The 20,899-nt window shown below is 64.5% G+C and carries 15 protein-coding genes; 9 read left to right on the forward strand and 6 right to left on the reverse strand.

Features of this window, described 5'->3' with window-relative positions; translation table 11 throughout:
* Window positions 1–26 precede the first annotated feature (26 nt).
* Complete coding sequence (locus KF730_RS13420) at window positions 27–1,193, forward strand: acyl-CoA dehydrogenase family protein (RefSeq protein ID WP_294097983.1); 1,167 nt, start codon at window positions 27–29, stop codon at window positions 1,191–1,193.
* Between the two features lie 2 nt (window positions 1,194–1,195).
* Window positions 1,196–2,719 carry an AMP-binding protein gene (locus KF730_RS13425; RefSeq protein ID WP_294099880.1) on the forward strand — a complete coding sequence of 508 codons (1,524 nt, stop codon included), beginning with the start codon at window positions 1,196–1,198 and terminating at the stop codon, window positions 2,717–2,719.
* On the opposite strand, the gene KF730_RS13430 is transcribed toward KF730_RS13425, so the two are convergent.
* Together KF730_RS13430 and KF730_RS13435 are read right to left on the reverse strand one after the other, a co-directional pair.
* Window positions 2,692–3,336, reverse strand: a complete 645-nt coding sequence (locus tag KF730_RS13430) for a TetR/AcrR family transcriptional regulator (RefSeq protein WP_294097985.1) — start codon at window positions 3,334–3,336, stop codon at window positions 2,692–2,694. The genes KF730_RS13425 and KF730_RS13430 overlap by 28 nt on opposite strands.
* A gap of 95 nt (window positions 3,337–3,431) precedes the next feature.
* Entirely contained in the window at window positions 3,432–5,753 is a 2,322-nt protein-coding gene (locus KF730_RS13435; RefSeq protein WP_294097987.1) for a TonB-dependent receptor, read from the reverse strand.
* A 161-nt stretch (window positions 5,754–5,914) separates the two neighbouring features.
* On the opposite strand from KF730_RS13435, the gene KF730_RS13440 reads away from it, so the two are divergent.
* The 6 genes from KF730_RS13440 to KF730_RS13465 are packed head-to-tail and all read left to right on the forward strand — an operon-like array spanning window position 5,915 to window position 13,504.
* Window positions 5,915–7,039, forward strand: a complete 1,125-nt coding sequence (locus KF730_RS13440; protein WP_294097989.1) for a CoA transferase — start codon at window positions 5,915–5,917, stop codon at window positions 7,037–7,039.
* A complete protein-coding gene (locus KF730_RS13445) occupies window positions 7,036–8,580 on the forward strand; it encodes a long-chain-fatty-acid--CoA ligase (RefSeq protein ID WP_294097991.1) in 1,545 nt (514 codons plus the stop codon). The genes KF730_RS13440 and KF730_RS13445 overlap by 4 nt, the downstream gene beginning before the upstream one ends.
* Entirely contained in the window at window positions 8,561–9,373 is an 813-nt protein-coding gene (locus KF730_RS13450; RefSeq protein ID WP_294097993.1) for an SDR family oxidoreductase, read from the forward strand. The genes KF730_RS13445 and KF730_RS13450 overlap by 20 nt, the downstream gene beginning before the upstream one ends.
* The gene (locus KF730_RS13455) at window positions 9,370–10,197 is read left to right on the forward strand and encodes a mycofactocin-coupled SDR family oxidoreductase (RefSeq protein WP_294097994.1); all 828 of its coding nucleotides are present in this window, start codon (window positions 9,370–9,372) and stop codon (window positions 10,195–10,197) included. Before KF730_RS13450 ends, KF730_RS13455 begins: the two co-directional genes overlap by 4 nt.
* A complete protein-coding gene (locus KF730_RS13460) occupies window positions 10,194–12,281 on the forward strand; it encodes a 3-hydroxyacyl-CoA dehydrogenase NAD-binding domain-containing protein (RefSeq protein ID WP_294097998.1) in 2,088 nt (695 codons plus the stop codon). Before KF730_RS13455 ends, KF730_RS13460 begins: the two co-directional genes overlap by 4 nt.
* Window positions 12,282–12,307: 26 nt before the next feature.
* A complete protein-coding gene (locus KF730_RS13465; protein WP_294098000.1) occupies window positions 12,308–13,504 on the forward strand; it encodes an acetyl-CoA C-acyltransferase in 1,197 nt (398 codons plus the stop codon).
* A gap of 234 nt (window positions 13,505–13,738) precedes the next feature.
* On the opposite strand, the gene KF730_RS13470 is transcribed toward KF730_RS13465, so the two are convergent.
* The 4 genes from KF730_RS13470 to KF730_RS13485 all read right to left on the reverse strand — a co-directional run bounded on the left by KF730_RS13470 (window position 13,739) and on the right by KF730_RS13485 (window position 19,193).
* A complete protein-coding gene (locus KF730_RS13470; protein WP_294098002.1) occupies window positions 13,739–14,044 on the reverse strand; it encodes a DDE-type integrase/transposase/recombinase in 306 nt (101 codons plus the stop codon).
* Window positions 14,045–14,351: 307 nt separating this feature from the next.
* On the reverse strand, window positions 14,352–16,151 hold the full coding sequence (locus KF730_RS13475; RefSeq protein WP_294098004.1) for a hypothetical protein: 1,800 nt from the start codon (window positions 16,149–16,151) through the stop codon (window positions 14,352–14,354).
* An 82-nt stretch (window positions 16,152–16,233) separates the two neighbouring features.
* Entirely contained in the window at window positions 16,234–17,553 is a 1,320-nt protein-coding gene (locus KF730_RS13480; protein ID WP_294098006.1) for a hypothetical protein, read from the reverse strand.
* A complete protein-coding gene (locus tag KF730_RS13485) occupies window positions 17,550–19,193 on the reverse strand; it encodes a hypothetical protein (RefSeq protein ID WP_294098008.1) in 1,644 nt (547 codons plus the stop codon). The genes KF730_RS13480 and KF730_RS13485 overlap by 4 nt, the downstream gene beginning before the upstream one ends.
* A gap of 171 nt (window positions 19,194–19,364) precedes the next feature.
* Between KF730_RS13485 and KF730_RS13490 the strand changes: the two genes are divergently transcribed.
* Complete coding sequence (locus KF730_RS13490) at window positions 19,365–20,417, forward strand: hypothetical protein (RefSeq protein ID WP_294098009.1); 1,053 nt, start codon at window positions 19,365–19,367, stop codon at window positions 20,415–20,417.
* The last annotated feature ends 482 nt before the right edge of the window (window positions 20,418–20,899 follow it).

The following is a 20,899-nucleotide window of genomic DNA, read 5'->3' on the forward strand; positions in this document are numbered from 1 at the left end:
TGCGAAATAGCTCGGCAGGAATCGTCATGGATTTTGAACTCAACGAAACCCAACTCGAGGTGCAGCGCACCGTCCGCGCGCTCGCCGGAACCTTCGACGACGCCTATTGGCGCGAGCGCGATACGAAGCATGAATTCCCCTGGGACTTCTACAATGCTTTTGCCGAAGCCGGCTGGCTCGGCATCGCCATCCCCGAGCAATACGGCGGCAGCGGTCTGGGCATCAGCGAAGCCGCGATCCTGCTTCAGGAAGTGGCGGCTTCCGGCGCGGCGATGAACGGGTGCAGCCCGATGCACCTAAGCATCTTCGGCGTGAACGTCGTCGCCAAACATGGTTCCGAAGAACTGCGCAGCACCCTGCTGCCCAAGGTGGCGTCGGGCGAATGCCATGTCTGCTTCGCGGTGACCGAGGCCGATTCCGGCACCGACACCACCCGCATCCGCACTTTCGCGAAGCGGACCGCAGGCGGTTATGTTATCAACGGCCGCAAGATCTGGATCACCAAGGCGCTCGATTCGCAAAAGATGATCCTAGTCACGCGCACCACCCCGCGTGAGGAATGCGACAAGCCCACCGACGGTATCACGCTGTTCCTGATCGATATCGACCGTTCGAAAATCTCGATCCGCCCAATCGACAAGATGGGCCGCAATGCCGTCGCCTCCACCGAAGTCTTCATCGACGATCTCCACGTCCCAGAAAGCGCGCGGATCGGCGAGGAGGGCAAGGGCTTCCGTTATCTGCTCGACGGGCTCAATCCCGAGCGCATCCTGCTGGCCCATGAATCGCTCGGCATTGGCCAGGCGGCGCTGCGCAAGGCGGTCCGCTATGCCAATGAGCGCGTCGTGTTCGGCCGCCCGATCGGCGCCAACCAGGCGATCCAGCACCCGCTGGCGCAGGCGCATGCCAATATCCAGGCCGCCGAACTTCTGGCGCGCAAGGCGGCGTGGCTGTACGATCGCGGCGAGCCGTGTGGCGCAGAATCCAATATGGCGAAACTGCTCTGCGCCGATGCCGCCTTCTTCGCAGCGGACCGCGCGGTGCAAACGCTGGGCGGATTGGGCTATGCGAGCGAATATGACGTCGAACGCTATTTCCGCGAAGCGCGCCTGATGCGCATCGCGCCGATCAGCCAGGAAATGGCGCTCAACTATATCGCCCAGCAGGTGGTCGGCCTGCCCCGCTCCTATTGACGGTGACCGCGCCGCTGCGCCTCGCTGCGCGGATCGGCGCGCATCCGCCTGACGCAATCGCGCTGATCGTCGCCCATGCCGATGGCGACGAACGGATCGACTACCGGACGCTGCTCGAAGGTGCGGACGGCTGGGCGGCCCGGCTGGCTGGACATGGCTTGGTACCCGGCGACACGATCGCGCTATGGCTTCCCAACATCGCCGCCTGGCCGATGCTCGAGCTCGCCGCCGCGCGGCTCGGCCTGATCGTGGTGCCGATCAATACGCGTTGGAAAGCTACCGAATTACGTCACGCGCTGGCTATTTCCGGGGCCAGGCTGATCGTGATGCCAGAGGCGTTTTGCGACATTCCTTTCGAGACCATGCTCGCAGAAGCGCTGGCGGGTCTGACGCCGATAACCGCAATCCGCATCCCGTTGCGTGCGGTCCGGCACGATAGCGTTTCGATGCCACCCGCCGCGAAGGGCGACCTGCCGCTCAACCTGCTGGCCACCAGCGGATCGACGGGCGCGCCGAAATTCGCGGTCCATCGCCAATCGGCGCTGGTCATTCGCTTCGCGGCGGCAGCCGAGCGCTTCACGGTGCGGGCGGGGGACTCACTGCTGTGCGTCCTGCCGCTATGCGGGGTGTGGGGACTGGGCATTACGCTTGCCGGGCTGTTGCGTGGCGCGACCTGCGTCCTGATGCCGGTGTTCGCGCCCGATCAAGCCGCGGCGGTAATGGGCCGCCTGGCGATCACCCATCTCCATGGTGGCGACAATCTCATCCTGTCGCTGCTCGCTTCTCCCGAACTGGCCAGCGAGCTGCCGGCATGGCGCACCTGTTATTTCGGCGCCTTTACCGGCCGGACAGGCGCCGAGACCATTGCCATGATCGAAAGCAAGGGCAGCGCAAACCTCCGTGCCGCACAGGCCTATGGTTCATCGGAAGGCCTGGCTTTCGTGACCGGCAGCGCGCCGTCCGCGCCGCTCGCCGAACGGGCGATGGCGGGCGGCCCGCTGGTGGATGACGCCACCGCATTGCGCATCGTCGATGGCGAGTTGCAATTGCGCGGCCCCACCGTCACGCTCGGCTATTTCCGCGACGATGCGGCAAGCGATCGCGCTTTCACCTCCGATGGCTGGTATCGCACCGGCGACCTCGGCCATGCGGTGCCCGGCGGCGGTGTGTTCCTGTCGCGCATGGGCGATGCGCTGCGACTACGCGGCAACCTCGTCGATGCCAGCGAGATCGAGCACCATCTCTGCGCCCATCCCGACATCGTCGAAGCCCATGTCGTCGGCGCCAGTGCCGATAGCCGCGGTGATGTCGCCTTTGCCTTCGTGAAACTGTGCGCCGGCAGCCGCGTGACCGAGCCAGAACTGCTCGCCTTCGCCCGCTTGCGCATGGCGAACTACAAGCTGCCGGAGCGGATACTCACCGATGTCGAGATCCCGGTCACCATCGGCGCCAACGGCGCGAAGGTGAAGAAAAGCGAACTGCGCGCGATCGCCCAGGGCTATTTACGAACGCCGCTCACTACGTAATCGACAACGATCTCGGCGATCTGCTCGCGTGTCTGTTGGTTGCTGCCTTCACGATCGACATACCACATCGTCGTCCAGTTGAGCGAGCCCAACAGCGGCTTTGCCAGCAATCTGGCGTTGGTCTCACGAAACTCACCGGACTTCATCCCGCGCTCCAGCACGCCCACGAACATCGCTTCATAGGCTCCGCGCACTTCGCCGATTTCGTTGATGAAGCCGTGCTGCTTCTCGTTGACGAACAAGTCGGTCGTGCTGAGCAGCGCGACCCGCGTGAACGCCAGATTCTCCATGACGATCATTACATGGCGAAACGCCATGTCGTGAAGCGCCTGTGCCGCGGTTCGCGCTTCGGACATCGGCGCGACCTGATCGTACATCATGTCGAGCACGTGGCGATGAATATCCATCAGGATATCCGCCTTGCTGCGATAATAATGGTAGACGCGCCCCTTGGTCGCGCCAAGCAGATCGGCGATCTCGTCGATCGAGGCCCGGGCATAGCCCAATTGCATGAATGCAGTGGTCGCCGCGGTCAGTATCTCGAGCCGCCCCTCTTCGTTGCGTCCGGGACGAACGCGGGTAGCGGGTGCGTTGGCGGCTGCTTGCGACTTGTTCATGCTACTTGGTAGTCTCCCCCAGCCTACCTTATCCGCATAAGTCGCGCCGGGCAAAGCGGGATTAAGGGCAGGGCAATCGCCCCGCCCTCCCCGTTTTAGAATTTGAACGAGAGTTCACCGCCATAGGTGCGCGGTGCGGCGAAGCGCGAGACTTCGTCATTGAGCGCGTAATTGACGTTCACGCGATACGCGGTGTCGGTCAGATTGCGGCCCCAGACCGCGAACGACCATTTGCCGTCACCCGGTGTGATCGCGATGCGTGCATCGAGCAGTCCATACGGCTTTTCGAACTGCGCGTTGGTCGGGAACCAATAGGAGCGCCCCTTCCGCGTATAGTTGACGCGCAGGCTCAGACCGTCCTGCCAATCGCCCAGCGCCGTGTCGTACTGGAAGCCGACATTGAACTGCGACTTCGGTGTCCGCTGGAGGAACTTGCCCGAATTATTGTTGCCGAGCTGGTCGCGGAAATCGAGATATTTGGTGTCGAGGAGCGACAGGCTGCCGAACAGCTGGAGCCCGCGCACCGGGAGCAGCTGCGCTTCGATCTCGACGCCCCGAATGCGGGCGTTGGCGGCATTATCGGTGACACTGCACAGGCAGTTGCTGTCGGTCTGGGTGACTTGCAGATCGCGATAATCCATCTGGAACGCCGCGATATTCAGCCGGGCACGGCGATCGAGGAACTGCAGCTTGGCGCCCGCCTCATAGTTTTTCACCGTCTCGGGATCGTAGCTTATCCGCGCCGCGATGGCATTGGCGGGCGTATCCTCGAAACCACCGCCCTTATACCCGGTCGAGTAAGTCGCGTAGAACAGCATCGACCGGTTTGGCGTGAACTCGATCGTCGCCTGCGGCGTCACCTTCGACCAGCTGTCGGAATAAGCTGTCGAGAATGACTGGCCAGTAGCGAGTCCGGCGCCGAGTGGCGCCAGCGGAACGGTCCCGCCCGGATTGAAGCGATCGCCGTTCGCGATCGCCGTAGCGGTGACGAAGCCCTTCTTGCTGTCATGCGAATAGCGCACGCCGCCAACGACGCGGAACTGGTCGCTGAACCGATAGCCGATTTGGCCGAATACCGCATAGGATTCGTTGACCGCACGATTGTGCCAACGCGCCTCGCCCGAAAGCTGGTCGAGGGCGACGAGCGGCACTTCACCCCAGAAGTGATCGATCTTGGTCGCCACGTCGCGCTGGTGATAGGCGCCGGCGATCCAGTCGAACCCGCTATCGCTCGGCGTCGAAACGACGCGAAGCTCCTGCGAGAATTGCGCCGCGTTTTCGTTTTCGCCGACGGGCGTGGTGAACAGCGTTGGCGTAAGCACCCCATAGCCGTTGATCGGACCCAGGCCGGTCTGATCATATTGGCTGTTGGCCTTGCCATGGCGATAGCCGATCACGGCCTCGACCGTGGCAAGATCGCCAAGACCCTTGCTTGCCTGGAAGTTGATGCTGACCGCATCACGGGTCAGGCCCTGCGGCGTTTCGAAAGGGTCGCCGGCGAAGTGCGGGAATTGCGGCAGGGCTTCGCGGATGGTCAGGGGCTTGCCGCGCAGCACACCGATCGCCGCGCGCGCCGCGCTCCACGGACCGTTGCCGGGATTGGGACCATCGATGGCGATCTGCGAGATGCCGTTCGACTCGTCATGCGTGTAGTCGACGATCAATCGCGCCTGGAAATCCGAATCCTTGGGCGCGTAGAGCAACTGCGCGCGCCCCTGATAGGAGCGGATATCATCGATGCCGATATTGTGGAGGATGTCGCGCGCATAGCCGTCGTTGCGGCGCGTCTGGAACGAGAAGCGGCCGGCCAGCGAGTCGGTAAGTCCACCGGTCACATAGCCGCGCGCCAGCACGTCATTGTAATTGCCATACGAAAAGGTCGCGGCCGCCGAAGGCGTGAAGCTCGGCTTTGCCGTCACGATATTGATCGCACCGCCGACCACGTTACGGCCAAGCAGCACGCCCTGCGGCCCGCGCACCACTTCGACGCGCTCGACATCGTACATATCGAAATTGAACAGGCCCGGACGGCCAGCGTAGAGATCGTCGGAGAAGATGCCGATCGATTGATCGGCCGAAGGCGAATCGAGGCGGGTGTTGGTGATCCCGCGGATGTTGAATTCCTGGTCGAGGCCGGAAATGGCCGTGAACGACAGCGAGGTAATGCGCTTGGCGATATCCTCGAAGCTGAGGATGCGGTCTTGCGCGAGTTCCTCGCCGCCGATCGCGCTCACCGCAATCGCAGCGCGCTGAAGACCGACTTCGCGGCGCTGCGCGGTAACGACGATCTCTTCCAGCTGGTCATGGTTCGACGCCGCCTCGGATTCTGTCGGAGCGGAAGCATCCTGCGCCATCGCCGGCGAGGCCGCTGCGCACAGGACGAGCGCCAAGATCGAGCTGGTTGTATAAAATCGCATCATATCCTCCCCATAGTTCCAAGGAATCCGCGACACGGTCCTTTCTTAGACTCTATGCCGTTAGAACCTACTGGGTAGTATGTTACCTGAATGCCGTCAAGTCGCTTGATTTACGCTACTGGTCTTGACGCTGTCCGCATCAACATACTACTCAGTAGGTTATGAATCCACGCGCTGCCTCGCACCTCCCCCTGGAGGGAATTCGTGTCATCGATCTGGGCATGTTGCTGCCCGGTCCGGTCTGCGGGCTGCACCTCGCCTGGCTCGGCGCCGATGTCATCAAGATCGAGCCGCCGCGCGGCGATCCCGGACGAACATTGTATGACGGTGCGTTTTTCGACACCTACAACCGCGGCAAGCGCTCGGCGGCGCTCGACCTCAAGAGCGACGCGGGACGCACTACCTTCCTGGCGCTCGCCGACGACGCGGACATTGTCATCGAGAATTTCCGGCCCGGCGTCGCTGAGCGGCTCGGCATCGGGCCCGACATATTGCGCGCTCGCAATCCGCGCCTGATTCACTGCGCGATCACCGGTTTCGGGCCTGGCAGTCGCGCTGCCGCACCGGCGCACGATCTGAACTTTCTGGCGCGCTCCGGTGCGCTCGGCCTGCCGACGACCTGGTCGGGGCAGGGGCGGATCTCCACGCGTCCGGCCATGCCCGTTGCCGATTTGGGCGGGGCGGCAATGGCGGTCCAGGCGATCCTCGCCGCATTGTTCCAGCGCACGCGCACTGGCATTGGTTCGCGGATAGAAATCGCGATGCAGGAGGTAATGCTGCACTGGCTGGCATGGCGAACCTCTGCCGCCGAGCGGGGCGACGAAGCCGCCTGGACGATGCATCTCGAACCCGCGAACGACCTCTACGCCGCGGCCGACGGACTCAGCATCGCCATCGGCGCGATCGAAAGTCATTTGTGGCAGGGGTTGGTCAGGGCCCTTCGCGATGCGGGCGCAACGCTTCCCGCCGGCGCCATCGACTGGGACTGGACCGACCGGCGGGCCAATGCCCCCGAACTGGCCGCAGCCCTGACGCGGGCATTTGCGATGCGGCCGCGCGACGAGTGGATGTCGTTGCTCGAGGCGGCGGGCATACCCGCTGATCCCGTCAACACGCCACCAGAGGCATTCGAGGATCCATGGCTCGCCGAGCGCAAGCTGGTACAAGCGGATGGCTGGGTCCGTCCGCCGCTGCCCGGCGCCGGAACCCTTGCTCCCGCCCCGGCGCTCGATGCGGACGGGGCGGGAGTACGCGATGGCACGGCATGGGGCACAGGCGCGGCATGAACACGATCGACGACATTCTGCGTCACTATGCGGCCACGACTCCTGATGCTCCGGCACTGAGCTTCAATGGCGTCACGCGAAACTATGCCGCGCTCGATCGCGTTACCAACGCGCTTGCCGACAGCCTCGCTTGCGCCGGGATTCGTCCCGGCGATCGCATCGCCTTTGTCGGCCGCAACCGCATCGAGCATTTCGAGCTGATTTTCGCCGCGGCCAAACTCGGCACCATCTCGGTAGGCATGAACTGGCGCCTCAGCGCACGCGAGCTCGCCGCACAGCTTGAGGATTGTGCCCCGGCCCTCGTCTTCGCGGCGCGCGAGAATAGGAAGCTGGTCGAGGGCGCATTTGCCTTTCTCGCTACACGGCCGATGCTCGCCATGTTCGATGGCACCAGCTCGAGCGACTATGCGACGCTGGTCAGGAACGGAGACACCGCGGCGCGGAGCAAGGTCGCCAAGGCCGAAGACCTATGCATGATCTGCTACACCTCGGGCACCACCGGCGCCGCCAAGGGCGTGACCTTCACGCATGGCAGCCTGTGGTCGATCTTCCCGGGGGCCGCCAAGGCCTGGGGTTTCGATGCCTCCAGCGTCAGCCTTGTGTGCATGCCGACCTTTCACACCGCAGGCGCATGCTGGGGACTGCTGGCGCTGTCGCAGGGCGGCCATGACATCATCGTCGCCGATTTCGACCCCGATGCGCTGGTCACGCTGATGGCCGATCAGGGCGTGACCAACAGCATGTTCGCCCCGATCATGCTCGAGCAGATCATTACCGCGATCGAGAATCGTCCGGGCACCGAGCTGCCTGCGCTCCGCAAGATCCTGTATGGCGCCGCACCGATCACCGAACCGGTCCTTGCCCGCGCTCTCGCCACGCTCGGCTGCGGGCTGGTGCAGGGCTATGGGCTGACCGAGATCAACGGCACCATCACGATCCTTGGCCCGGAGGATCATGTTCCCGGCGGCCCCCGCCTGCGATCGGCCGGTACCGCCGTGCCGTGGGGCAAGGTCCGTGTCGTGGATCCAGAAACCGGGCGGGACCGTCCACCGGGCGAGGTCGGCGAGGTCTGGGGCCGCAGTCCCGGGATGATGCAGGGCTATTGGCATCGTCCGGAGGAGACCCGCGCGGCGATCACGCCCGATGGCTGGCTGCGCACCGGCGACGCGGGCTATCTCGACAATGCCGGCTATCTGTTCCTCACCGACCGCATCAAGGACATGATCGTCACCGGCGGCGAGAATGTCTATCCGATCGAGGTCGAGCATGTCCTCGCCGCCCATCCTGCGGTTGATGCCGTCGCGGTGATCGGCGTGCCCGATCCGAAATGGGGCGAGACCGTCAAGGCCATCGTCCAGCCGCGCGGCGATGCACCCCCGCCCGAAGAATTGCTCGGCTGGGCGCGCGAGCGCCTCGCCCGTTACAAATGCCCGACCTCGATCGATTTCGTCGCCGCGATGCCGCGCAATGCGTCGGGCAAGATCCTCAAGCGCGTCCTGCGCGATCAATATTGGAGCGGCCATGACCGACGCATCGGCTGATACGGTATTTCGCGCCGGCCTGCTTGCCGGCAAGGTCGCGGTGGTCACCGGCGCGGGCAGCGGCATCGGCCGCGCCATCGCGCTTCGGCTCACCGGACTCGGCGCGCATGTCACCGGCATCGGCCGCCGTGCCGAGCCGCTGGCAGAGACCGCGGAACTGGCCGCGCCGCTTGCCGGCAGCTTCGAGGCGGCACCCTGTGACATTCGCGATATCGAAACCACCGCCGCGACCATCGACCGCGTCGGCGCGAAGGCTGGTATCGACCTCCTCGTCAACAATGCCGGCGGGCAATTCTATGCCCCCGCCACCGCGATCTCGCGGCGCGGCTGGGATGCGGTGATCGATCTCAATCTCTCGGCGGCGTTCAGCATCACCCTTGCTGCCCGCCCTTATCTCGCCCGCGTCAAAGGGAGCGTCGTCAGCATTTCGCTGACCGGCATCGATCGCGGGATCATGGGCGCGGCGCATTCGGTCGCGGCCCGCGCCGGCATGCTTGGCCTCACCCGCACCTTGGCGCTGGAATGGGCGCAGGATGGCATCCGCCTCAACTGCCTGGGCCCCGGCATGGTGTTCACCGAGAATCTCGATCCCGCCGCCCGCGCCCGCGCCGAGGCGCGGATGGACGCGATCCCCCTGGGGCGCCCAACCCTGCCGGACGAAGTCGCCGGCATGGTCGCCTTCCTCGCCAGCCCGGCGGCGCAGATGATTACCGGCCAGATGCTCCAGATCGACGGCGGCGCGCATATCGGTGCCGGCATCCACGGTTGGGAACCCGAGGGCCAGGCGGCATGAGCGGGCGCTTTGCAAACAAGGTGGCTTTCGTCACCGGCGCGGCGCGCGGCCAGGGCCGCGCCATTGCCCAGGCCTTCGCCCGCGAACGCGCCGATATCATCGCCGTCGATATCTGTGGTGGCATTGCCCAGGATTCGCCGGCGTCGACACCGGGCGATTTCAACGAGACCGTCGCGGCTATCGAGGCGATGGGTGGCCGCATCCTCGCCCGCCACGCCGATATCCGCGATCTGCCGGCTCTCGAAGCGGTGCTCGCCGAAGGAGTCGAGACCTTTGGCCATCTCGACTTTGTCTGCGCCAATGCCGGGATCGCCGGAATGGGCGCGGCCGACGCGCTGAGCGAAGGTCAGTGGGACACGATGATCGACGTCAACCTGTCGGGCGCGTGGCGCACCTGCCGGGCCGCGATCCCGCATCTCAAGCGCCAGGGAGCCGGCGCGATCGTCTTCACCGCGTCTGCCACCGGCCTCAAGGCGCTGCCGGGCGTCGCCCATTATTCGGCCGCCAAGCATGGTGTGATCGGACTGATGCACGCGCTCGCCGCCGAACTGGGCCCGCACTGGATCCGCGTCAACGCGGTTTGTTCGACCACGGTGCGTACCCCGTTGATCGCGCATGAGGAGCATTACAAGCTGTTCCGCCCCGATCTCGAACACCCTACCGAAGCCGATATCGCCAAGGCGGCCTCGCGCATCAACGCCCTGCCGATCCCGTGGATCGAAGCCGAGGACGTCGCCAACGCGATCCTATGGCTATGCTCCGACGAAGCTCGCTATGTTACCGGCGCGGCGCTTCCCGTGGATGCGGGCTTCTGTATCAAATGAAGGACATCACGATGGACGCGGTTTCGGTCGCCAACCGCGACGGCGTCGCTACGCTGTGCGTCGCATATCCGCCGGTAAACGCCCTGAGCGTCGCGGTGCGCAGGGGTCTCGCCGCCGGTATCGAGGCGGCCAATGCCGATCCCGACATTCACGGCATCGTCATCCGCGCATCGGGCAGCACCTTCATTGCCGGCGCCGACATCAAGGAACTTGCCGAGAAGCGCCATCTCGAAAGCCCGACACTGCGCGACATCCAGCGGATGCTGGAGGCCGGCAAGCCCAGCGTCGCCGCGATCCACGGCACGGCGCTCGGCGGCGGACTGGAAACGGCACTGACCTGCACCTATCGCGTCGCGCTTGCCGATACGCGGGTGGGATTGCCCGAGGTCAAGCTCGGCCTGCTGCCCGGCGCCGGCGGCACCCAGCGGCTAACCCGCCTGTGCGGCCCCGCCGTCGCGCTCGACATCTGCCTGAGCGGCCGTCAGCTTGGCGCGCGCGAAGCCCTGGCGCTCGGCATCATCGACGCGATCGTTCCCGAACTCGACTCCGCGCCCATCGATTTCCTGCGCGCCACCGGGCCGGCTCCGCCGATCATCGACCGCACCGACAAGACCGCAAACATCGATCCCGCGTTGTTCGCGGACGCCCGAAAAAGCTGGGCTCGCAAAGCGCGCGGCCGCGACGCCCCCGGCGAAATCATCGGCTGCATCGAAGCGGCATGCCGCCTGTCGGGTGAAGACGGCCTTGTCCACGAGCGCGCGGCATTCGATCGCTTGTTTGCCGGCGAGCAATATCCGGCCCTGACCCACGCTTTCTTTGCCGAACGCCAAGCCGCCAAGCTTCCCGGCGAAACGCCGGGCGACATTGCCGATATCGCCAATGCCGCGGTGATCGGCGCCGGCCTGATGGGCGCAGGCATCGCCACGGTGCTCGCCAATGCCGGCATTCAGGTCACGATCCTCGATGTCGATTCCGTGGCGCTCGACAAGGGGCGCGAGCGTGTTGCCGCGATCCATGCCAGCGCGGTCACCCGCGGTGTCGCCACGGCCGATGCCGCTGCGGCCGCGCAGGCACGCACAGCCTATTCCACCGATTACGCCGTCCTCGCCAATATCGATCTCGCGATCGAGGCGGCGCCCGAAGTGATGGCGCTCAAACAGGAAATTTTCCGCGCGCTCGATGCCGCAACCCCGCCGCATGCGATTCTCGCCACCAACACCAGCTCGCTCGATGTCGATCAGATCGCCGGTGCGACCGCCCGGCCCGGCCAGGTGATCGGCCTGCACTTCTTTTCCCCCGCCAACATCATGAAACTGGTCGAAGTGATTCGCGGCAGCGCCAGCGATGCGCGTTCGCTCGCCACCGGCATGAAGCTGGTCAAGCGGCTCGGCAAGGTCGGTGTGCTCGTCGGCAATTATGATGGCTTCCTCGCCAATCGCACGCTGCAATTCTATACGGGTCAGGCCGAGTTCCTGATGGAACAGGGTGCAGCGCCTGAACAGATCGACCGCGTCGCCGAAGCGTTCGGCATGCCGATGGGTCCGGTGGCGATGCGCGACATGGCCGGGCTCGACGTCTCCGCGCTGGTCCGCAAGGTCCGCGCGCTCAGCCTGCCGCCCGAAGAACGCCTGTCGCCGCTGATCGAGAAAATGGTCGAGGCCGGACGCTTGGGGCAAAAGACCAATGCCGGCTTCTATCGCTATGAGGGCCGCACCCGCCTGCCCGATCCCGAGGCGCAGGCGATCATCGACGCCGCCGCCCGCGAACTCGGCGTCGAGCGCCGCAGCTTCACCGACGACGAGATTCGCGACCGCCTGTTCCTGCCGATCGTCAACGAAGGTGTCCGGGCGCTGGAGGATAGCACGGCGCTGCGGGCAAGCGACGTCGATGTCGCATGGATCAACGGCTATGGCTTCCCCGCCCATCGCGGCGGCCCGATGTATTGGGCAATGCGCCACGGGCTGTCGCGTGTCGTCGCCATGGCCACCGCTTTGGGCGCGGAACTGGGACCGCGCTGGCAGCCGACGCCTCTGCTCCGTCGCATGGCCGAAACCGGCGACAGCTGGCGCGACGTCGGATATTGATCCCCAAAAGCCTGCAAGGAACCATCATGCGCGAAGCCGTCATCGTCTCGACCGCCCGCACCGGCATCGGCAAGGCCGCGCGCGGCTATTTCAACGCCACCGAAGCGCCGGTGCTCGGCGGCCATGTGATGAACGCCGCGATCGAACGCGCCGGCATCGATCCCTCACGGATCGAAGATGTCTTCTTCGGCGCTGGCAACCAGTTCGGTACCCAGGGATCGAATCTGGCGCGGATGTGCGTCTTCGCCGCCGGGCTGCCGGTCAGTGTCCCCGCCTTCAGCCTCGATCGCAAATGCGGCTCGGGCCTGACGGCAGTGGCGCTCGCGGCACGGAGCATCATCGCCGGCGATATGGATGTGGCGCTTGCCGGTGGCATGGAATCGATCTCGATGACCAGCCAGCAGGCGCCGAAGCCGTATCAGAACGCCTCGGTGCTGGGGCGGCAGCCGCTCGCCTATATGAGCATGATCGAGACCGCCGAGGTCGTCGCCGAACGCTATGGCATCTCGCGCGAGGCGCAGGATGCGTTCTCGGCGATGAGCCAGCAACGCGCCGCCGCCGGTCTTGCCGCAGGCGCCTTTGACGAGGAAATCGTGCCGATCACGGTCGAGAAGGCGCTGTTCGACAAGGAAGGCAATCGCACGGGCAGCGAGACCGTCACCATAACCCGCGACGAGGGTATCCGCGCCGGCACCACCACCGAAGTGCTCGGCGGGCTGCGCACTGTGTTCAAGGATGGGCTGGTCATCGGGGAGGGCCGCAATATCACCGCGGGCAATGCCAGCCAGCTTTCCGATGGTGCGTCCGCGCAGATCCTGATGGACCGCGCTACCGCCGAGGCAGAGGGCAAGCAAATCCTCGGCATCTATCGTGGCTTTCAGGTGGCGGGCTGCGATCCCGACGAGATGGGCATCGGCCCGGTTTTCGCGATCCCCAAGCTGCTCCAGCGTGCGGGCCTAACGATCGCCGATATCGGCTTGTGGGAAATCAACGAGGCCTTTGCCTCGCAATGCCTGTATTGCCGCGACACGCTCGGCATCGATCCCGAAAAGCTCAACGTCAACGGCGGCGGCATCGCGATCGGACACCCGTTCGGAATGACCGGCAGCCGCCAGATCGGACACGCCCTGATCGAGGGCCGCAAGCGCGGCGTCCGCTATGTCGTCGTCTCGATGTGCACTGCCGGTGGCATGGGCGCGGCCGGACTGTTCGAGATCGGTTGAACGCTTGATCCTGCCCGTGAACGCAGATCATGGGTTCACGGGCAACTCCGCCAGGCGCTCTGCCGGCGCGTTGCTCCGATTGGCCGGCGGTCACAGACCTGTCGTTCGCATAATCTGGCCGAGCGGCCGAGGCGCCGCGCAAGGTCGAACCGCGGTTCCCCGCGCAAGCGAGGCGTGGCATCCGCCATATCGGCCTCGCCTTGGCGTGCACACTGGCGAACTGCTGCAGGGACTTCATCCTTCGAAATCGAAGCATGGCGCGCTCCTGTCGTCGGAACGAGAGGTGGCGGTTTTCAACCCGATTGTTGGCCCAGCGTCCAACCTCCTGCTTCTCGACATTCTAAGTTCGGTCATCGCAGCGCGGTACGATCGTAGACCATCGGTGGTGATATTTTCAGGTGCGCCGTGACGCTTCAGCGCCTTGCGCATGAAGCGCATCGCAGCGTCCTTGTCCCGGGTCCTGGTAGCGAAACGCTCGAGGATCCCGCCCTCATGATCGGCCGCCCGCAAGATATAAACCATCTCGCCATTGAGCTTCACGTGCCTCTCGTCGAGGTGCCAGCGCCAATGCCGGAATCCCGCAAGTGCTGCTTTCCGCGCGTGACCCGTCCAAAGCCTTGCGCTATCCCGTCCACACAGGGGCCGCTCCAATCCGCCCTCGATGGGCTCGTCCACGCGTTCGGGCCTCCCGGCTTCGACTTCAGCTCCGGAACCTCGTGGCATTTGAGGCCAGCAGGTGCGGGCGCCGCGCCGGTCTGGGCATGCGCCGGTGCAGCCACGAGGATCGTCAGGCCGATCACGCCGCCGGCGAGCCTGGCTCGGATCATCGGCATTTGCGCGCGCCCCTTTACTGCTTCGGCTGCGTTGCAGGATCGGCGGGAGCGGGGGCGGGCGGGTTCAGCTGCGCCCGAACCTTAGCCGCCTGCGCCGCCGCCTGGGGGTGGCCCAGCGCCTGCGCCGCTTCGAATAATTTCAAAGCCTCGGGCAGATCAATCGGCCCACCCCAGCCATAGGCCTTGGCCAGGCCCATATTATACGTCGTGTGTTCGGTCTTCCGCGCGGCATAGGCCATCGCGATATATTTGCCTGCCGCCGCATAGTCGCGCGTGACCCCCTCGGCACCGCTCGAATAAAGGTAGGAGAGCTGGAGCATCGATTCGAAATCGCCCAGCCTCGCGGCCTCTTCATAGCCCATGGTGATCGACAGCGAGTAGTCGGCGCCCGAGGCAGCAATCTTGCGCGTAGCGTCGGCAGACATGCGATACGCCTCAGGCTGCTTCTGCTGCATCGCTTCATTAAGAAGCTGCTGGGCCCGGTTATAGTCCTTCTTGCCGATTGGGCCACTCAGGCCGCTCCTGATAATCGGTTCCAGCTTGGCCCAGGGCAGGCGGCCACCCAGCTGGTTGGCGATCATCTTTATGTTCGTATAGTCACCGCTCCCCCAGAGTTGCGCGACAACGCCGCGCATGGTAAAATCATACAGCACATCCTTGCTGTAACGCTTGACTTCGCCGACATCCGAAGTGACGAGTGCCGCTATCCGGATTTTGGGATCGACCACCAGCGCCACCCAATGATCCTTGAACATCGGCACGCAAAGATCCACATTCTTGGCCGTGTCGCAAAACGGCATTTTCTCGAACTGGCTCGGGCTGAGCAGCCCGCCATCGAAGCTCCAGTCGATCACGATCGCATAGTCCGCCTGGCCGCTGGTCAGCACGCCCAGATCATCGGCCGCGACGATCTTGGCATCCGCGCCTAGCGTCGGTTGCAGCGCCGCGATCACGCCGGGGATGAAGCCCGCCGGATCGGTCGAGGCGATGATCCCGGTCAATGTGTTGTCGTAACGCTGGCCGTTCATATCATAGCCCGCGCTGCCGAACGTCTTGCCATAGCCCCTCGATTTGACGAACGCGTCGCGCTGCTTTCCCCATCGTGCCAGTTCGGTGACGGTGCGGCTGGACAGCACCAGTGCGATCCGCTTGCCGGTCAGGTCGATCGGCTTGCTCATATCGCTCAGGCTGGTGGCTGCCCCTCCTGGCAGAAGCCCGTCCAGCAAGCTGGTCGCAAAGGGGAAATCGGGAAAGGTGTTGCGATCCTTCGCGAGCTTCGTAACCACCATGTCCATCGTGCCTGCAGACACGTTCAGCGGCGCATTCAGCCCGGCCTGGCCGATCTGGATCGCGCTCCAGCTGCCGTCCGGATTGTGCCGCCAGCCGAATTGATGCGCATAGCCGGCGGAATAAGCGAGGGTGCAGGGCCGTGGCTTATCCGAATGGATCTTCATATATTTGCCGGCGATGGTGGATTCATCGTCGCTGACACTCGAGATATTGCACCACATTCCCGTCATCTGGCCGCGGGCCATCATGCCCTCATCCACGTTGGTCATGTGATTGGTGCTATATTGCGTGGTCATCTCCGACAGCATGGTGAACCGCCCGAATCCATCCGCCATCCCATCGAGGCATGCGCCATTCCAGTCGATCACCGTCTTGCTCCGGTACCAGGCCGCCACGCCCGGCTTTGACTGGTTTTCGGTGATGTCGTGGCATTTGCGCCCTGGAGTTTCGGGCGGGTTCTGCGTCGGCGTCTCTGTGCTCGCCGGCGCGCTCGTCTGGGCGTGAAGCGGTACAGCAGCCAACATGGCAAGCATCCCGCCGGCAATCTTGAACGCAGCTCGGGTCATCAATGTCGCTCGCTTTCCACAGATTTGGCTTCAACCCGGCTCATTGCAGGCGGCCGCCCAGCTGACTGACGATCCGGGCCATGTTTGAATCGCCGGTCTGGCGCCACAGGTGCCAGGAGATGTCGCGCACGAAGGAACTGTACGCCGTGTCCTGGGCATACTTTTTGACGCCGCCGATATTCGCGGTGACGAATGCGGCGACCCTGATCTTCGGATCGACCACCAGCGCCACCCAATGATCCTCGAACAGCGGTGTGCACGCAGCCGGACCCCTCACAAGATCACAAACCGGCGTCTTCTCGATCTGGGTTGGGCTCGGCAGCCCGCCCTCGAAGCTCCAATCGACCACGATCGCATAATCCGCCTGGCCGCCGGTCAGCACGCCCAGGTCATCGGCCGCGACGATACTCGTCTTGTCGCCAAGCTCCTTTCGCAGCACCGCGATCACGCTGGGCACGAACCCGGCCGGATCGGTCGCCGCGATATGGCCGGCGAGCGATTCGTCATAGCGCTGGCCGACCATGTCGAAGCCCGCGCTTCCGAACTTCTTGCCATAGCCCTTTGACTTGACGAACGCGTCACGCTGCTGGCCCCAGCGCGCCAGCTCGGTCACGGTGCGGCTCGACAGAACCAGTGCGATGCGCTTGCCGGCCAGATCGATCGGCTTGCTCATATCGCCGAGACTGGTCGCCGCGCCTCCCGGCAGGAGCCCGTCCAGCAGGCCGGTCGTGAAGCCGAAATCGGGAAAGGCCTTGGGATCCTGCACGACCCGCGCCACCATTTTATCCATCGTGTCCGCGGACACGGTCAGCGGCGTGCGCAATCCGACACTGGCGATCTCGATCACGCTCCAGCTTCCGTCCGGATTGTGCCGCCAGCCGAATTTGTGCTGGCGGCCGGCGGGATAGATGATGGTGCAGGGCCGCGGCATGTCGAGGCGGGACTTCACACTCTTGCCGTCGATCACGTTTTCATTGTCGCTGATCAGGGTGAGATTGCACCACATTCCCACCGGCGCGCCGCTCGCGATCGTGCCTTCCATTACAGCCGTAGTGTGACTGGTACCGATTGCGCCGCTGCTATCGACCGCCCGGCTAAGCCGCCCGAACCCCCGCGCCATCCCATCGACACAGGCGCCGCTCCAATCCTCCTTTGTCGTCGTCTTGAACCAGTTGGCGTCACCCGTTGGCGATTGGTTCACCGAGACGCTGTGGCATTTGATTCCGGCGGGTTTGGCCGACGCCCGGGTGCCAGCGGGCGCGCTGGTCTGGGCGTGAAGCGGTGTCGCCACCAGCGCGGCGAGCACGGCAGCGGCCGCAAGCGGCAGGCGTGCACAACGCTTCTTCGAACTGCGGATCATTCGTCGGACCATTTGAGGCAGGCCACGCGCGGCCCGTCTGTGGCGTTCTCGTCCATGCCGCCCCTGCCGGGAATCACCTTGCAAGCGGCATAGGAGGCCGGCGGCACATCCGTTTTGGGATTGTAGAATGAGCCCTTGGTGCCGCCGACAATGAAACTTGTCCGATCGCCGGCAGCAATGAAAGTCATATGCGTGAAGCGTGTGCAGGGATTGTAGCAATACCAGAGTTTGATTTCGAAGGCGCACCCATTGGTAAAATACTTCCTATAATAGACACCTTCCTGCCCGTCCGAGATGCGGATGCAATTTGTCGCGACATTTTCCGGAGCGAGGATTTTGCGACGCTGTCCGGGCGCGGCCCCCAGCGAAGAAGGCGCAGCGGGCGCCTGATACGTGGGTGCCCGATATGCCGGCGGCGTATAGGCCGGCGGACGATATGCGTCCCGCGCCTGCTGCTCTGCCTGCTTCACCCCGACATAGGCTTGCGCCACGCCGAGCAGCAGCCCGCCCCAATCGAAGCCGCCTCCATTCTGTGCGCGCTGGCGGTTACGTTCTTCCTTCGCCGCACGCTTCGCTTCCCATTCGGCATATTGCCGGTTCGCCTCGTTGAGCTTGCGCTGCATCTCGGCGCGTTCAACCCTCTCGCGTGCCTCGCGCGGGCCGCGATCGGCTTCCCAGGCAGCCTGCCGCTGGATGCCGCTCTCGATCAGAGCCTTGCCGCTGGCCGGCCCGCTACGGGTCAACACCATGGGCATCGGCGCGGTTTCCGTCACCCCTTGCGGGGGCGGATCGGCGGGTGCGGTGCCGGCGGGCGCCGGGTTGCCGCGATAGGCGATGTGCTGGCGCTCCCACAGATCGCGGCGGCTGCTGCCATCCTCCAGGGTAACTGTCGTGATTCCGTCGGGCGCGTCCGCCACATAGGTTCCGGTCGTGAGCTGCAGCCGGCCATCGACGCGGTCCATCTCGAACCCCTCGCCGTCCAGCTTCCCGGCCTTATAATCGCCGCCGCGATAACCGCCCTCGCCGCTGATTTCCTGGCCTGCGCCCGTCAGTCGGCCCTGCTCGAAATGCCCCCGCGCCAAGCCCTCCTCGTCAATCAGATAGCCGTCGCCAGTGCCCCGCTGCGCGTTGGCGGTCTCGTTCTTGAAGACCATGATGAAGCCGCCCTGCGGCGCCGGCGCGACATCCAGAGGCACGCCCTTGATCCGTGCCTCCTCGATCCGCCGGTTCAATTCGGTGGCCGCTTCGTTCGCCGGGTTGGCCCTCAGATATTCGTCGCGCGCTCTCTCTTCGCGATCCTTGAGATGTTGCTCCGCCTTCTTCTCGATCCGCTTCAGTTCCAGGCTGGTCAGTGCCGGAGGCCCACTCGGCTTGGCTTCCTCGAAGACGTCATCGATCTCCAGCTTGTTGGCATTGGGCGATACCAATTTGCGGACGAGCTCGACCTTGGGACAGGCCCAGCGCGCCATCGTCTGCCCGGCCCGGCAAAACACATTCCATGGCTGGCAGGCCTCCTTGAAGACCTCGTCATCGGCGGCGATGCGCTTGCAATTCGGGTCATAGGCCGGCGCGGTCTGCGCCATTGCCGGCGCGGACGATAGCGCCGCCACCATCAGCGCAAACCCATAGCGCAACGCCATATTCGTCCCTCCCCGCGGCGCGTCATTTATAGTGCCCGCCCGCGCGGGAAACATTCCCCCAAAGGGGAGGCAAATGCCTTGCCTGCACGTTCCTGAATGCTAGCCTTTGCGCGGGGGGAATGTGTGGAGCGTCAATCAGCGCGGGCTTCGGCCATCCGGAAACGGCGTATCATGGAACGGATCCGCCTGCTCTGCCATTGCGGCGCGGGTGTGGAGGCGATCGCTTCGTCGCTGACCGGGGCGGTGCGCGACCTGATCGGCGCCGACTCAGCCGCCCTTTTCTGGCTCGACGAAAGCGGCAATCCGCTCGGCTTCTTCCATGATTGCGCCCCGGCGGAGGTGAAGGACCTTTTCATAACGCGCTTCGAGGAGCTGTTCAGTGGACCCGGTGAGGTCAATATGGTGACGCTCGCCGAGATCGAGGGACCAGCGATCGGGCGAATGTTCGATGCGGACTTCGCGGCAAGGTTCTGGAGCGGCGAAGTCTATCGCCGGCTGTGCACACCGCTCGGCCATCATTTCATGCTCGACATGCGGATCGAATGGCAGGGGCGCGGGCGCGTGGTGTTCTGCGCCTGGAACGGTCCCGACCGGCCCTTCACCCTTACCGATGCCGCGGCGCTGGAGCCGGTGCGCACGCTGATAAGCCATGCGGTGGCGACCCAGCGCGCCGAAGCCGGGTGGCGCTCCTCAGCTTCGGACAATGCGCATCTGATCACCGATGCCGGGGGGACGCGACTCGTCGCGATCAATCCCGAGGCAGAAGCGATATTGATGGCGAGCCATTTGCTCCGGCAACATGTGTCGATGACACACCAGCCCGAGACCGCACCCGGCTTCGCCATCTTGCTCGCCCGCGCGATGACCAAGGGCGATCCGGGGCCCAGCGCATACGTTCCCGTTGCCGATGGTCGGATCGTCGCGCGCGCCTCGCGCACCAGAGCGGTCAATAGCGGGCTCGGTGCGCTGATGTATGTCGCGCTCGATCTCCAGACGCCCATCGACGTGCTGATGATCGATACGGTAATGCAGCTGCCGCTGACCCCGCTGCAGCGAGAGATCGCATTGTTTGGTATGCGCGGCGGTGCGCGTGGTGATTGCTCGGCACTATTCGGTGTGAGCCCCGAAGCGTTGAAGAAGCATCTGCGCGCGATTTATGACGCGACCAATACAGCGCGCTGGTCGGAGCTCGCAGGCAGGTTCGCGGATCGGTCTAACGCTTAGTTCGACTAAGCGACCGGTCGAGACTGCGTTTTCGGCATGCGTTGCCAGCGGGAAAACAGCGCATGATCGCTGCGCTCAAAAGGTGAATGTCCGAGCTTGGGCCAAGCGATGGCTGCATTCTTGTCAAGCGGCCCATTAGTTGCCAGTCAGCTACCGACCCATAATCAACCGTTCCCCAGCGCGTTCCTATCGCAAGAAGCGTTGGCAAATTGTTCGCGAACCAACCGTTGGCTTTCGCACCCCACGCTCCCAACCGGAGAACGGACCTTCGTCGATCTCCAGTAGCGCCACCGCCCGCTTGATAGATGCGCCTCTTCGTGGGCGTTCGGCTCGTAACCGCTCACTTAGCGTTGTCGCTTCCCGCAATGGCTCGTACCCAAGAAACGCAATTACCACGCTCTATCCGGCACCGCCGAAGCTTCGCTCCCAGTGTATTGCCTTCGAGCCCCTTAGCGTCAGGACGAGTGCCACATGCCCGCAGT

Source organism: Sphingomonas sp. (assembly GCF_019635515.1).
GTDB lineage: Bacteria > Pseudomonadota > Alphaproteobacteria > Sphingomonadales > Sphingomonadaceae > Sphingomonas.